Source organism: Gilvibacter sp. (assembly GCF_013214815.1).
In the GTDB taxonomy this organism is placed as follows: Bacteria; Bacteroidota; Bacteroidia; order Flavobacteriales; family Flavobacteriaceae; genus Gilvibacter.
In genome coordinates this window covers 1-14429 of the sequence record NZ_JABSPU010000065.1, presented here as the reverse complement: position 1 = coordinate 14429, position 14429 = coordinate 1, and the positions used below count along the sequence as shown (strand labels likewise).

The window sequence follows — 14429 nt, the reverse complement described above, 5'->3', positions numbered from 1 at the left end:
TTGCGTGTCGGGCTTACCTATATGGGATATAGCGGGTATTACAATCCCTTGACGGGAGAGGCACAGGTCAATCGACTCATTAAATCCTATAAATTTCCGGTTGTAGCCTGCCATGAAGAAGCACATCAAATGGGTTATGCCGCAGAGAACGAAGCCAATTTTATCGCTGCGCTAGCCACCATTCACAATCCGGACACTTACATTAGATATACCGGTTATATTTTTATGCTCCGTTACTGCATCAATGAGATCGCGCGCAGGGATGAAGCTGTTTACAGGGAAATGCTGACCACCATCAATCCTGGGATTTTAAAGGGCTATAAAGAGATGCGCGATTTTTGGGCCAGCTACAATAACCCTTTTGAGGATCTATCCAAAGCCTTTTGGGACAACTTCTTAAAAGCCAATAATCAGGAAAAAGGAATAATGAGCTACAGTTATATGGTTGCCTTGGTGGTTAATTATTTTGAACAACATCCACTTCAACCTTGATTTAACAGGCTGTTAAAGATTTGTTAGAGCCAAGGATGTCGCCAAATACCCTTAGTATCTTTAAAGGGTAAACCAACCTTTTTTAGTCAAAACGTGAAAATCCTCGAAGCTAGGTTCATAGAGGACCATCGCTCTTTGCGTTCATTTTCGGATGATTCACTGGCCTGCGTTTTGAACTCAAAAAATCAAATTCAATTTTATGAAATTCAGATTACTGCTGCTATGCTGCCTCTTTCTGGGCGGGCAATTAGCAGCTCAGGACTATTTTCCTGACAATGACGGTGTCAAAGAACAAAACACCAACTACACGGCTTTTACAGGTGCTACTATTTATGTTACGCCCACTAAAATTTTACAGAATGCAACTTTGGTGATTAGAAACGGGAAAGTAGTTTCTGTGGGAACGAATGTAACCGTGCCGCAAAACAGCATCATTGTAGATGCCAGCGGAACCACAATTTATCCTTCTTTTATCGATCCTTATACGGAGTTTGGAGTGAAAAAAGCCAAACGCGCCCAAGGCGGAGGCCGCTCTCCGCAGTACAATCCAAGCCGAGCTGGGTTCTATTGGAATGACCACATCATGCCAGAGTACAACGCGATAGCGGATTTTAAGTTCGACAATAAAGCGGCTGCTACGATGCGTAAAGCTGGTTTTGGAGTTGTGGGTGCACACCGCAATGATGGTATTGCTCAAGGTACTGGTGTCTTAGTAGCGCTAAACAGCAAGGGTGATGATGCCGATCGCGTGTTGAACACGGCGGCGGGTCAATACTTTTCCTTTGACCGCTCTGTGGCTTCAAGACAGTCCTACCCCACTTCCTTAATGGGAGCTATGGCTTTATTGCGCCAGATGTATTACGATATGAGTTGGTACGAGGCAGGTAACAGCAACACCACCGACCGATCTTTAGAAGCCTTAATAGAGAAAAAAGGCATGTACGCGGTTTTTAATGCTGGAGACAAAGGCAATGATCTAAGAGCTGACAAGGTTGGAGATCAATTTGGAATTCAGTATGTAATTGTAGGCGGAGGTGATGAGTACGAGGCCATTGCCGATATCAAAGCCACTAATGCCACTTATATCTTACCGATCAACTTCCCGGATGCTTATGATGTATCCAACCCGTATCAAGCAGATTATGTAACGCTTGCTGATATGCGTAATTGGAACCAAGCTCCTGCCAATCCAAAGATCATGGCAGACAACGGAGTTCCTTTTGCCTTTACGACTTACGATCTTAAATCGGCTGCGGACTTCAAAGGCAAGCTGATGAAAGCGATCAAATACGGTCTGGACAAGACTACTGCCCTTGAGGCCTTGACCACTGTTCCAGCACGAATCATTGGAATGAGTGAAACACTCGGGAATTTGAACCCTGGTGCGCAAGCGAACTTTTTGATCACCTCTGGAGACATCTTTGAAAGCAGTACCACCCTCTATGAAAATTGGGTTCAAGGAACAAAGAATGTGATCAATGATCGTAGCGTAAAGGATATAAGAGGAACCTACACCCTTATGGTTGGAGGTAAATCTTATGACATGACCCTTAGCGGCGACGCGGGGAAACCTAAGATCGAGATCAAGCAAGGAGACACTAAATTCCCTGCTAAGTTGACCTATAATGACAATTGGGTGATCCTTTCCATGACCGATGAAGGAAACAACGATATTTACAGAATGACGGCAGCAGTCGTAAGCTCTTCTGATAATCTCAGCGGAAGACTGGTACTACCCAATGGACGCGAGACCAGTTTTAATGCCAACAAGACTGCAGGCCCTGAAGAAGCGGAAAAGAAAGCTTCTGGTGATGCTGACGAGGCACCAACAATGGTAGACATCACCTATCCGAATATCGGATATGGCTATTCTTCAGTACCACAATCTCAAAACATTTTGTTTAAAAATGCCACGGTGTGGACAGGTGAAGCTGACGGAATTCTTATGAATACGGACGTTTTGGTTCGCGACGGCAAGATTGTAGCCATTGGTGAAAATCTCAGCGCCAGAGGTGCTAAAGTGATCGACGCCACAGGCAAACACCTCACGGCGGGTATTATTGACGAGCACTCGCATATTGCAGCATTAGCCATCAATGAAGCGGGACACAACAGTTCCGCAGAAGTAACTATTGAAGACGTAGTGGATCCTGAGGATATTGACATCTACCGCAACTTGGCGGGTGGGGTTACTTCCATTCAGATCCTACACGGTTCTGCCAACCCGATTGGTGGACGCTCTGCGATCATCAAACTGAAATGGGGAGAAAGCGCAGACAATATGATCTACAACAATACGCCTAAGTTCATCAAATTTGCTTTGGGTGAAAATGTAAAACAATCCAACTGGCAAAGCTACAGCCGCTTCCCACAGACCCGTATGGGTGTGGAACAGCTGTATATGAATTACTTCAGCAGAGCCAAGGAATACGATGCAAAAAAGAAAAGCGGCGCCAATATTCGCTATGATGAAGAACTTGAAGTCTTAGCGCAGATCCTCAATGGTGAGCGTTTTATCTCTTGTCACTCTTACGTTCAAAGCGAGATCAATATGCTCATGAAGGTGGCAGAAAAATTCAACTTTAGAGTGAACACTTTTACCCACATCTTGGAGGGTTATAAGGTTGCCGATAAAATGGCCGAACACGGTGTTGGAGGTTCTACCTTTAGCGATTGGTGGGCCTATAAATACGAGGTGAATGATGCCATTCCTTACAATGCGGCCATCATGGCACGTGAGGGTGTTGTAGTTGCTATTAATAGTGATGACGGTGAAATGTCACGTCGTTTGAATCAGGAAGCTGCTAAGACGGTTAAATACGGTGGTATGAGTGAAGAAGAAGCTTGGAAGATGGTAACACTGAATCCGGCTAAACTGCTACACATTGACGATCGTGTGGGAAGTATCAAAGTGGGTAAAGATGCGGATCTTGTACTATGGACCGACAATCCACTTTCTGTTTACGCCAGAGCAGAGCAAACCTATATTGAAGGAGCCTTGTTCTTTGACTTAGAAAAAGACGGAGCCATGCGCAGCGCAATTCAGCAGGAGCGCAATACGCTTATCAAAATGATGCTCGATGACAAGGGAGGCAAGAACGGAAACAAACGCAGACCGGGAAGTCGTCCAAAGCAACGATTTACATGTGAAACCATTTAATATCAGGAAAAGATGAAAAATTTATTCAAATTTATTTTAGCCCTTGCCCTGATTGTTTCAGGGAATATTTACGCCCAACAAACTCCAGGTGATGCTCAAAGCGGAGCTATTTCAATTACTGGAGCGACTGCACATATCGGTGACGGAACGGTCATTGAGAATACCACTATAGTTTTTGATAACGGAGTCATTACTGCTCTAGGAGACAGTTCAACGCCTACGCAAGGAACTGTCATCAATGCTAACGGCAAGCACCTTTATCCCGGGATCATTGCACCAGCAAAATCTTTGGGATTGGTAGAAGTTAACGCCGTTCGTGCCAGTGATGACCAAGACGAATTGGGAGAGTTCATTCCGCACATCCGCAGTTTAATTGCTTACAATGCAGAATCTAAAGTAGTAGAGTCTATGCGTCCGAACGGTGTATTGATTGGACAGACTACACCTCAAGGAGGCCGAATTTCCGGAACCTCCTCCATAGTGCAATTTGACGCATGGAACTGGGAAGATGCTGCCATTAAAGAAGACGACGGAATTCACCTAAACTGGCCACGTAGTTTTAGACGCGGACGCTGGTGGGTAGGAGAACCTCGCGGATTCCAACCCAATAAGAACTACGCCGAGCAGGTTGGTGAAATTGCTAGCTTTATGAATAATGCCAAAGTATACGGCGACGGAAGTAATTCAGAACGCAATTTGGCCTTTGAAGCTACAGTTCCTTTGTTTAGTGGCGGAAAAACACTTTATATCTATGCCGATGGTGAGAAAGAGATCATCGACGCCGTGAATTGGGCGCGGGACAATGGGATTAAAAAATATGTCATTGTAGGCGGCTATCAAGCTTGGAAGATCACCGACTTTTTAAAGCGCAATAACGTACCGGTCTTGGTAAGCCAAACACACGCTTTGCCAAATTTCCAAGACGACGATTACGACTTGCCCTACAAGTTGCCAAAGCTCTTGGATGATGCGGGAGTTTTAGTAGGTATTCAAAATGCAGATATGTCTAACTTCCAAACGCGCAACATGGCATTCTATGCCGGACAGGTTGTGGGACAAGGCATGGACAAAGAACGCGCCTTGCAGCTCATTACAGGAAACAACGCAAAGATCCTAGGTATTGATGATATGTATGGAACATTAGCCGTAGGAAAGAGCGCCACGCTTTTTGTTTCTGAAGGCGATGCTTTAGACATGCGTACCAATATTTTGACCCATGTTTTTATCGATGGGCGCAACGTTTCCTTGGAAACACACCAAACAGAACTTTGGAAGCGCTACAGCAACAAATACGGTCAAAACTAGTCGTATAAAAACCCTATCTTCGAGAACCGTCAACAACGACGGTTCTCTTTTTTTTGAAACCGATATGAACAGAATCTTTCTTCTACTTACCGTTTTATTCATTAGCCCAAATCTCACTAAGGCTCAGGTTGATGAGGATCAGCTTGGAGCTTGGTATATGTACTTTTGGACAGCAGATCTGGAGAATTCCCGCTGGGGATTCCAAGGCGATATCCAATACCGTAATTGGGACGTCATTGGCGATCTGGAGCAACTTTTATTGCGTGGCGCGGTTACCTATCGCCCTAAAGATACCAACGTTAAACTCGCTTTAGGATATGCCAATATCACTACAGGAGCCTTTGGTGATGATGACAGCACAGTCAATGAAAGTCGTATTTATCAAGAAGCTTTAATGCCTCAAAAAGTAGGCGGTCGATTGTACTTCACGCATCGGTTTAGATACGAACAGCGTTTTAATGAAGGACAAGATTTTAGAACCCGATTCCGTTATGGGCTCTTTTTAAACATTCCATTAAGCGGAAAAGAGATAGTCGCTAAAACCTGGTATTTAGGATTCTATAATGAACTCTTCATCAATGGCGAACGCAATATTGGAGATGGTAGGCGTGTGAGCACCTTTGACCGTAACCGTTTCTTTGGCTCTTTAGGATATGCGATAAAATCTAACTTAAAAGTTCAGGTGGGCGCCATGCGTCAGATCACCAACAGTGTAGATAAAACCCAATTGCAATTGGGCGTGTTTCACAGCTTTTAATTAGCAAAAAACAGAAACGCATCCGGGGAAAACAATAGCCACATTGCTAATGGCCCCTACCAGACGCATGCTACTTGGAGAATCTGATGAAGGATATGTTTCATGAGCCAGTACGCTAAAGGTCGCCGAGACAAATCCGTCTTCTAGGTCGGCCCATTGATTTTGATATTCAAACTCTTGGATATCCACCCGCCCTACACTTCCGAGGTCTGGAACTGTAGCGAAGACCTCTTGAAATTCTCCAGCCGCATCAATACGCGCTACAGAGACGCGAACTCCAAACACTCTTGGCGAAGGGCCAAAACAAGATTCCCAAGGATAAATGCTTAAATCAAAAGGCCCGGGAAAAGCGTCTACAACAAAGAGATTGAAGATTAATTTACTTCCATCAGGATAAGACTTTTCTCCGTTAACTTGAAGCAATAAAGGCATACCACATTGGGGTACATTCTCTCCTAAAACCTCGTCGCCTTCAAAAATGATCAATTCCCCATCGATCAGTACACCAATTTGACCATCGGACAAGTCAGGGATGGTTTCTGCTTCAACTTCAAGGGTTTCAGTGCCATCAAAAAGAGTAGCTTCTTCCAGCTCTTCAATTTGACCGTTATCACAAGAAAACAGGATAAAAAACAGATATAAAAAGGAAAACCGTTTCACCTTTTTAAATTACAAATAAATACTGAATATCAACAGCTTAGACTCAAAGCTTAACAAGAAGCAGAAGGACAGGCGTATTGAATGGGGATCTCCGTAAAGGATCCTCTAAATTCCAAAACCTCATCAGAGCTGCCAATAGGCGTAGTAACCAAGCCACCATTAACGGTGAAAGTTCCGCTTACATAGTCTGGAGTTGAATCGTCAAAATTGAGCTCAAAGTCGGTCACGACAAGCTCTCCCAAACCGTTGTAAGAGTTCTACGAACTGTACTGCACCAATTCCCCGTCATCACCCGCTGCCTGATAGGATAAAAGTACACGTACATCCATGCAAGGATCAGGTCGTGATGCTTCATAATTTCCTAAGGTATAGCCAGTAAAATCTAGATTGGTAATACGAATACGAATGGAAACAGAAGAACCGTCTGGATTGATATTTTCTGCGAGCATGGTCACCAAACAACCTTCATTGCCAGCGCCTTCTACGCGATCGCTTAAAACCAACAAAGAACCGTCTGCTTCTACGGCCATGGTACCGGGTGCGGCCTCTGGGATGAGACTCAGATCATCATCCATAGGATCCTCGGTGACATCACAGGTAGTGGCAGTTAAAAGGGCGAAAAGCGGAAGTAATAGAAGTTTTTTCATAGCATATAAATTAACAAATTCCTCCAGTATCACAGATATTGTCTATAATTGGGATCTCGCAAAAAGAACCTCGAATTGTTACGGTTTCTGGAGCGGCTCCTGTTTCATCAAAGAAGACACCTGCCGTAAATTCAAATTGTCCCGAAATAAAATCGGGCAGATCATCCTCAAAATTGAGTTCTAGTTCTGTGATCTCTAAATATCCTTCTCCTCCATAAACTGGCCTTGAACTATAGCCAAATTGAGATTCCAAACCTCCATCAGCATCAGTATCGAGTAGATATTGCCACACAATTCTTGTAAACTCGCAAAACTCATCGGAAATACCTGTTTCTTCCAAAATATAAGTACCTACAGCCGGGGCAGATATTACCATACTGACAAAGCGATTCTCAACTCCCGGCCCTTCATTATTCGCATTCAAAATCATTCTGCATGTTGTGGATTGAGAAACAATGCCGCTGGTAAAATCACTGTAGACTGATAATATACCATCGATCTCAACGGCCATAGAACCACAAGCCACATCTGGAAACAATAAGCTGTCTGCTTCTGCGTCTGTAACTGCATCATCAGATTCACACATAAAAGCAGTAAACACAAATAGTAATGGAAGGAAGAATAGTTTTTTCATAAGCTTTTATTAAAGATATGGAGCAGTTCCAAGACTACACCCAATCGGAATTAAATTAAAACTACCGCGAATATCTAATGGCATAACGCCAGGGCCTTCATCGGGAATTGCGCGATGCATTACTGCCTCAAAAGTAGCCGTAAATTGCCCTGGTGGAATGTCTGGAAATAAACTGCAATCCGGAGACTCCATAAGGGTCACATCCAAATAACCACTTCCCTCTAAAGAAGGATCGGCGTGATAAAATTCATTGGTAGTTCCATCAGCACTGTTGTACCACATACGCAGTCGCAATCCAAATTCTCTATCTGTAGTTGTTGATTCACACCATACCCAAAAGTTCTCCTCTTGATCAAATACATCTACTGTTGGATCTACCAAAAGCACTTCAAAAACCACATTGGAAAAATCGGGATTTGTGAGCACTCCAAACACCTTTAGCAAATCTGGATCACCGCATTGGCTACCAATATTTCCCAATACATTTACCGCAGGGAACACAATGATAGATTCTTCTATTTGTATGGCGATTTGACCCGGAGCTGCATCTGGAAATAAACTAGACTCTTCAAAGACCACCGGTTCATCTGATTCACAGAGAAAAGCCGTGAATAAAAAGAAAATGGAGAGGTAATAGAGTATCCTCATAACAAGCTGCTTTCTTAATAGACTGCAACTTGTAAAAAGGTTGCGTGAAAAATTAACGTGGCACTACTTCTGCCCCTTCTGGCTTGGTGAAAAGTGAACCGTCTAATTGGGTTTCTGTAATGTTGACCTTTTCAAAGCTAACATCGCTTCTGGGTGCTGTAGGCTGGCCATCTTCTACTGTATACCAGGTCAAAGTTTTAGGTAAAACTAAGCCGTTGACCTCTTGCCATTCGGAATATTTGATGAAGGAGAAATTGTCTTTCTTTTCATTGTCGCGGTAGGTGACTGTATAGGCCAACCAGGCCATTTGTCCGGTCTCCGGATCGCGATAAATGATGTATTCATCTTTAGGAGAATCTCCCACACCATCATTATAAGAAATAAGTGTGCCTGGGTATTTTTTACCTTCAAACTCGAGCGGTTCCGCCAGCTGCTGATAATTCACACCCGGATCGGCCACAATAAACGGCATGGCATAGAAATAAAAATACAGGTTGTGATAAAAACGGGCATTGCCTTTATATGCGGTAGAGTCTTGATCTAACCAAACATCTGTACCGTCATAACCGATCACCCAGTCTTTGTGTTCAATACGAGCACGTCTGCTCTTAAGATCCGTAGAATGCTTTTCCACCCCACTCGGTTTTGGGATCTCAAAACTAAGGTTGTTCATCTTGTCCCACTGCGCAATACCGCCGTGCGCCTCAAAAACAGGCCCGATGCTTTTGGGAAACATTCGCGGAGCTGCCTCTGCGATTTCCTGTTGTGCCGGGGTTTCTGTTTGATCTTTGTCGTTGGATTGAGTGGTGTTGTTGCAAGCCACTAATGCTAAAGCAGCGAGTCCGAGTAGTAATGGTTTCATAGGGTTGGTTTATCTTTACAAGATATTAAATTTGTGCTTTAGTCTGCAGATGATCAAATTCATTACAAGTTCACAGAACGCTTTTATAAAATCGTTAATTCCGCTTCGGGACAAATCGCGTACGCGGCGTCAAAGCGGAAGCTTTTTTATTGAGGGCCAAAGGGAGATCGGCATTGCGCTAAAGCACAACTATGAATTAAAACAGTTGCTCCTCTGTCCCGAGCTGCTTGATGAATCCATCCTTGAGCATTGGAACGCTACAGCCGATTCGGAGATTATTCATATCAATCGTGAAGTTTACGCCAAATTGGCCTTAAGAGATTCCACAGAAGGAGTCCTGGCAGTGGCCTCGGCCAAATCTCACGATTTGGAGGCGCTGAGCCTCACAAGCCAAGCTCCGCTTGTGCTTGTGGCCGAGGCCCCTGAAAAACCGGGAAACATCGGCGCTTTGCTGAGAACTGCTGATGCTGCGAATTTGGACGCTGTGATTATTGCTAATCCCAGAACCGATCTTTACAACCCAAACATCATAAGATCAAGCGTGGGTTGTCTGTTCTCCAATCAAGTAGCGACAGGAACTACCGAGGAAGTACTGGCCTATTTAAAAGAAAATAATATTCGTTCTTACGCCGCTTGTTTAGAAGGAGCGCAAGCTTACCACGAGCAGAATTACCAAGAGCCAACTGCTTTGGTAGTAGGTACAGAGGCTGATGGCTTGAGCGATCTTTGGCTCGAGCTAGCTGATGCGCGTATTAAGATCCCCATGCAAGGAAGCATTGATTCTATGAATGTTTCCGTGGCCGCGGGAATCCTAATTTTTGAGGCCAAACGTCAACGCAATTTTAAAGGCTGATGGATCCGAAGACCTTATTTATACTCATTATTGGATTGTTAGTGGTCAATTATCTTTTTGACTTGCTTTTGGGCTATCTCAACGCCAAAAGATTTGGGAATAAACCTCCCTCTGCTTTAGCCGATCTGTACGACCCTGAGCAGTATCAAAAGTCTCAAGAATACAAAAGAATCACCTACCGTTTTGGTTTATTAAGTGGCGGAGTTTCCTTTGCAGCAACATTGATCTTCTTTTTAGTGGACGGCTTTGCTTGGGTAGATGCCCTTGCGCGCTCATGGAGTGATCATCAGATCGTTGTAGCCTTACTTTTCTTTGGAATCATCTTAGCAGCGAGCAGTATACTATCACTCCCCTTCTCCTATTACCGAACCTTTGTCATTGAGGAGCGCTTTGGCTTCAATAAAACAACCCTTAAGACCTTTGTTTTAGATAAGATCAAAGGAGCGATTATTGGCGCCTTGATTGGCGGCGGACTTTTAGCGCTTCTGATTTGGATCTACCAACAAACCGGAGCTAATTTTTGGTGGTATGCCTGGGCGGTGATTACCGGTTTTTCTGTGCTGATGAACTTCTTCTACACCCGTCTCATTGTACCGCTATTTAATAAGCAAACCCCTTTGGAAGAAGGGCCTTTAAAAGACCGACTGGAAGCCTATGCACAGACGGTTGGCTTTACCCTTTCTAAAATAATGGTCATTGACGGTTCCAAGCGCAGTACTCGGGCCAATGCTTATTTTTCGGGCTTTGGACGCCAAAAACAGGTTACCCTTTACGATACTCTTATCGATGATTTAGAGGAAGATGAAGTTGTTGCTGTATTGGCTCATGAGATTGGTCATTATAAATGCAATCACATTCCCATCAATTTGGTTTTAGGGATCGCAACCACAGGCCTGACCCTTTTTATATTCTCCCTTTTGATAGACAACCCTTTGTTGTCTGAAGCCTTGGGCGTAGGGCAACCCTCTTTTCATTTGGGACTGATTGCCTTTGGTATTTTGTATTCGCCCCTTTCTGAGATCACTGGCTTATTTATGAATTACCTATCACGTGTATTTGAGTTTCAGGCGGATGCCTATGCCGTCAAGACCTTCAAAGCTATACCGCTAGTCAATGGCTTGAAAAAATTGGCTAAAAAGAACCTGAGTAACCTCAGCCCACACCCGGCTTATGTCTTTGTTCATTACTCTCATCCCCCACTGGATCAACGTATTAGTGCGATGCTGAATCCACAATAAAACCTGCCTAAAGACTGACAAGCTTACAGTCAATGCCAATGGGCATGGAAATTGTTGTGTATTGTAGTACGAAATTGTACTTTTAAGTAATGACTGAGCAGTTTATAGAAGAAGAAAACAAGCAGATCGCCAAGCAGTACAAAGAGCTGCTGCGTATCAGTTATCAGACCTTGAGCAAGGAAGATAAAAAACTGATTCGTGACGCCTTTGATATTGCTGTGGATGCGCATAAAGATCAGCGCAGAAAATCTGGCGAAGCTTATATTTTCCATCCGATCGCTGTGGCTAAAATTGTAGCCTCAGAAATTGGCCTGGATGCGACTTCTATTGCCGCTGCCCTACTCCACGATGTGGTTGAAGACACCGACTACACCCTGGGAGACCTGGAACAAATGTTTGGAGAGACCGTAGCCCGCATTGTGGACGGACTCACTAAGATCTCCAACCTAAAGAGCGAGAAAGACGTATCCTTGCAAGCGGAAAACTTCCGCAAGATGTTGCTCACCTTGAATGAGGACGTTCGAGTGATCATCATCAAGATCGCAGACCGTTTGCACAATATGCAGACCATGGAAAGCATGCCTGCGCACAAACAGGTCAAGATCGCTTCAGAGACGCTGTATATCTATGCGCCACTTGCGCACAGGATTGGGCTCTACAACATCAAAACAGAACTGGAAGACCTCGGACTCAAATATACCGAGCCAGAAGTCTATCAAGACATTTACGATAAAATTGAGGACAGCAAAGAAGAGCAAAACGCTTACATCCGCGAGTTCTCCAAAGTGATTGAAACCTCCTTGGATGAGGAAAAACTCAATTACAATATCAAAGGTCGGCCAAAATCGATTTTCTCCATCCGCAGAAAAATGCTCAAGCAAAACGTCACCTTTGACGAGGTTTACGACAAGTTTGCAGTACGGATCATTTACCGATCGGATGCTGAGAATGAAAAATTCATCGCTTGGAAGATCTATTCCATAGTGACAGATCACTTTAGACCAAACCCAACGCGTTTGCGAGATTGGATCTCATCTCCTAAATCCACAGGTTATGAGGCTTTACACATTACGGTAATGGGACCAAAAGGCCGTTGGGTAGAGGTTCAAATACGTTCCGAACGTATGAACGAGATCGCGGAGAAAGGTTATGCGGCCCATTACAAATACAAGAATAAGGAGCAAGAAGACCAAGGTTTAGATGCTTGGTTGAACAAACTTCAGGACACTTTAGAGAATTCGGAGATCAATGCAGTAGATTTTGTTGCCGATTTCAAACTGAACCTCTACGCCAAAGAGATCTTTGTATTTACTCCTCAGGGAGATTTAAAGTCTTTACCAAAAGGTGCAACACCCCTGGATTTTGCTTTCTCCATTCACACAGAAGTGGGTATGCGGACTCGAGGAACCAAAGTGAATGGAAAACTGGTTCCGCTGAGTCACGAGCTCAAAAGCGGGGACCAAGTAGAGATCTTGACCTCAGACAAAGCAAAACCTTCTGCGAGTTGGTTGGATTACGTCACTACGGGACGGGCGCGATCTAAGATCAAATCGTCATTAAAAGAAGAGGTTAAAGAAATTGCCGCAGAAGGAAAAGTGGTTCTGGCCAGAAAGCTCAAGTCTTTAAAGATCGCTTTGGACGAAAAGACGGTCAATCAGCTGGTAGTATTTTTCAAACTGCAGACCAGTTTGGATTTGTTCTATCGAGTGGGCTCAGGAATCATTGACAATAAAATGCTCAAGGATTTTGCGGCATCTCGCAACAATGCCTTGATCAGCTTCTTTAAGAATCGCATTCGCAAGCCACAGGAAAAGGAGAACATCAACAAAGATGAGATCTCTGTCAATTACGATCAGTTAGTATTTGGGAAGGACGAGCAAAAACTGGACTTCACCATGGCCAACTGTTGTAACCCGATACCCGGAGATCCGGTATTTGGTTTTACTACGGTCAACGATGGAATAAAAGTCCACAAAAAGAATTGCCCGAACGCCATTCAGATGCAGAGCAACTACAGCTACCGTATCTTACCGGCTAAATGGATCGATTCCAGCCAACAAGACTTTAGTGTGGATCTGGAGATCACCGGAATTGACAATATCGGTCTGGTCAACGAGGTGACCAAGGTAATCTCTAACAATATGCACATCAATATGCGATCCATCAATTTTAGCAGTAATGACGGCATATTTACGGGCTTGATCACAGTAGTGGTTAAAAACAAGACCATCCTTAATAATTTGGTTAATAACATCAAGAAAATTAACGGAATTGATAAAGTCTCAAGACTGTAAAAAAACGTAACTTTGCCCTTTATTATGAGTGGGAAAACGGCCAATAGCAACCAAGCGATAGTAAAGAATGTTTTTACCGGTTACCTGGAAGAAAAGGGACACCGCAAAACTCCGGAACGCTTCGCTATTCTTCAGGAGATCTATGACAGTGACGAGCACTTCGACATAGAATCGCTCTACATCAAAATGAAGAATAAAAAATACCGCGTTAGCCGTGCCACTTTGTACAACACTATTGAATTGCTGTTGGAGTGCGGCTTGGTGCGTAAACATCAGTTTGGGCAAAATCAGGCACATTACGAAAAGTCCTATTTTGACAGACAACACGACCACGTGATCCTTGAGGATGGCGAGGTTATTGAATTCTGCGATCCCCGCATCCAATCGATCAAAAAAACCATCGAAGAGATCTTCGACATCGAGATCACCAAACACTCACTCTACTTTTACGGCAATCGAAAAACAACCGACTAAATAAGCTTATATGGCAGTAGATTTGCTTCTAGGACTCCAATGGGGAGATGAAGGAAAAGGAAAAATCGTTGATGTACTTACCCAGAATTACGACATAATTGCACGCTTCCAAGGAGGTCCAAACGCCGGGCACACCTTAGAATTTGACGGCATTAAACACGTTTTACACACCATTCCCAGTGGAATTTTCCACGAGAATGCTGTAAACGTAGTCGGGAACGGAGTGGTTATCGATCCTGTGATCTTTAAGCGCGAATTGGATAATTTGCAACAGTTCAACATCGACATCAAGTCCAGACTGCTTATTTCACGTAAGGCGCACCTTATTCTACCAACTCACCGTTTATTGGACGCAGCCAGTGAAGCTTCAAAAGGTAAAGCCAAGATCGGATCGACCTTAAAAGG

At 43.9% G+C, this 14429-nt stretch carries 15 protein-coding genes; 9 read left to right on the top strand and 6 right to left on the bottom strand.

Translation table 11 applies throughout. The features are described 5' to 3' along the window. From HRT75_RS11840 to HRT75_RS11825, 4 genes are all read left to right on the top strand, one after another. The coding region (locus tag HRT75_RS11840) for a DUF3810 domain-containing protein (RefSeq protein ID WP_291186938.1) at nucleotides 1-492 on the top strand (492 nt) is incomplete at its 5' end. Nucleotides 493-691: 199 nt separating this feature from the next. Then, the gene (locus HRT75_RS11835; protein ID WP_291186935.1) at nucleotides 692-3652 is read left to right on the top strand and encodes an amidohydrolase family protein; all 2961 of its coding nucleotides are present in this window, start codon (nucleotides 692-694) and stop codon (nucleotides 3650-3652) included. A 12-nt stretch (nucleotides 3653-3664) separates the two neighbouring features. Continuing rightward, the gene (locus tag HRT75_RS11830; RefSeq protein WP_291186932.1) at nucleotides 3665-4957 is read left to right on the top strand and encodes an amidohydrolase family protein; all 1293 of its coding nucleotides are present in this window, start codon (nucleotides 3665-3667) and stop codon (nucleotides 4955-4957) included. Nucleotides 4958-5021: 64 nt separating this feature from the next. Beyond that, nucleotides 5022-5714 (top strand): DUF2490 domain-containing protein, encoded by a 693-nt coding sequence (locus tag HRT75_RS11825; protein WP_291186930.1) that lies wholly within the window; start codon nucleotides 5022-5024, stop codon nucleotides 5712-5714. Here the strand turns inward: HRT75_RS11825 and HRT75_RS11820 are convergent, their stop codons facing one another. From HRT75_RS11820 to HRT75_RS11795, 6 genes are read right to left on the bottom strand one after another with little or no spacing between them, the layout of a single operon-like run. After that, nucleotides 5715-6374: a hypothetical protein gene (locus HRT75_RS11820; protein WP_291186928.1), complete on the bottom strand. Its 660-nt coding sequence runs from the start codon at nucleotides 6372-6374 to the stop codon at nucleotides 5715-5717. A 50-nt stretch (nucleotides 6375-6424) separates the two neighbouring features. Continuing rightward, nucleotides 6425-6616, bottom strand: a complete 192-nt coding sequence (locus HRT75_RS11815; RefSeq protein WP_291186926.1) for a hypothetical protein — start codon at nucleotides 6614-6616, stop codon at nucleotides 6425-6427. Nucleotides 6617-6631: 15 nt separating this feature from the next. Next, nucleotides 6632-7021 (bottom strand): hypothetical protein, encoded by a 390-nt coding sequence (locus tag HRT75_RS11810; protein WP_291186924.1) that lies wholly within the window; start codon nucleotides 7019-7021, stop codon nucleotides 6632-6634. A 10-nt stretch (nucleotides 7022-7031) separates the two neighbouring features. Beyond that, nucleotides 7032-7655: a DUF6252 family protein gene (locus tag HRT75_RS11805; RefSeq protein WP_291186921.1), complete on the bottom strand. Its 624-nt coding sequence runs from the start codon at nucleotides 7653-7655 to the stop codon at nucleotides 7032-7034. Nucleotides 7656-7664: 9 nt separating this feature from the next. Further along, a complete protein-coding gene (locus HRT75_RS11800) occupies nucleotides 7665-8303 on the bottom strand; it encodes a hypothetical protein (protein WP_291186919.1) in 639 nt (212 codons plus the stop codon). A gap of 52 nt (nucleotides 8304-8355) precedes the next feature. Then, a complete protein-coding gene (locus tag HRT75_RS11795) occupies nucleotides 8356-9165 on the bottom strand; it encodes a DUF6503 family protein (protein ID WP_291186916.1) in 810 nt (269 codons plus the stop codon). A 52-nt stretch (nucleotides 9166-9217) separates the two neighbouring features. Here HRT75_RS11795 and HRT75_RS11790 point away from each other — a divergent pair, with 52 nt between their 5' ends. The 5 genes from HRT75_RS11790 to HRT75_RS11770 form a co-directional block, all read left to right on the top strand. Continuing rightward, nucleotides 9218-10018: an RNA methyltransferase gene (locus HRT75_RS11790; protein WP_291186941.1), complete on the top strand. Its 801-nt coding sequence runs from the start codon at nucleotides 9218-9220 to the stop codon at nucleotides 10016-10018. Continuing rightward, nucleotides 10018-11256: a M48 family metallopeptidase gene (locus tag HRT75_RS11785; protein ID WP_291186913.1), complete on the top strand. Its 1239-nt coding sequence runs from the start codon at nucleotides 10018-10020 to the stop codon at nucleotides 11254-11256. Before HRT75_RS11790 ends, HRT75_RS11785 begins: the two co-directional genes overlap by 1 nt. Before the next feature lie 89 nt (nucleotides 11257-11345). Beyond that, nucleotides 11346-13550, top strand: coding sequence for a RelA/SpoT family protein (locus HRT75_RS11780; RefSeq protein WP_291186910.1), 2205 nt, complete (start codon nucleotides 11346-11348; stop codon nucleotides 13548-13550). Between the two features lie 24 nt (nucleotides 13551-13574). Next, a complete protein-coding gene (locus tag HRT75_RS11775) occupies nucleotides 13575-14024 on the top strand; it encodes a transcriptional repressor (RefSeq protein ID WP_272833111.1) in 450 nt (149 codons plus the stop codon). A gap of 10 nt (nucleotides 14025-14034) precedes the next feature. After that, on the top strand, nucleotides 14035-14429 hold a 395-nt coding region (locus HRT75_RS11770), incomplete at its 3' end, for an adenylosuccinate synthetase (RefSeq protein WP_291186906.1).

Coding starts and splice junctions, on each gene's coding strand:
- HRT75_RS11835 (WP_291186935.1), top strand. CDS start 692: ATGAAATTCAGATTACTGCTGCTATGCTGCCTCTTTCTGGGCGGGCAA.
- HRT75_RS11830 (WP_291186932.1), top strand. CDS start 3,665: ATGAAAAATTTATTCAAATTTATTTTAGCCCTTGCCCTGATTGTTTCA.
- HRT75_RS11825 (WP_291186930.1), top strand. CDS start 5,022: ATGAACAGAATCTTTCTTCTACTTACCGTTTTATTCATTAGCCCAAAT.
- HRT75_RS11810 (WP_291186924.1), bottom strand. CDS start 7,021: ATGAAAAAACTTCTATTACTTCCGCTTTTCGCCCTTTTAACTGCCACT.
- HRT75_RS11805 (WP_291186921.1), bottom strand. CDS start 7,655: ATGAAAAAACTATTCTTCCTTCCATTACTATTTGTGTTTACTGCTTTT.
- HRT75_RS11800 (WP_291186919.1), bottom strand. CDS start 8,303: ATGAGGATACTCTATTACCTCTCCATTTTCTTTTTATTCACGGCTTTT.
- HRT75_RS11795 (WP_291186916.1), bottom strand. CDS start 9,165: ATGAAACCATTACTACTCGGACTCGCTGCTTTAGCATTAGTGGCTTGC.
- HRT75_RS11785 (WP_291186913.1), top strand. CDS start 10,018: ATGGATCCGAAGACCTTATTTATACTCATTATTGGATTGTTAGTGGTC.
- HRT75_RS11780 (WP_291186910.1), top strand. CDS start 11,346: ATGACTGAGCAGTTTATAGAAGAAGAAAACAAGCAGATCGCCAAGCAG.
- HRT75_RS11775 (WP_272833111.1), top strand. CDS start 13,575: ATGAGTGGGAAAACGGCCAATAGCAACCAAGCGATAGTAAAGAATGTT.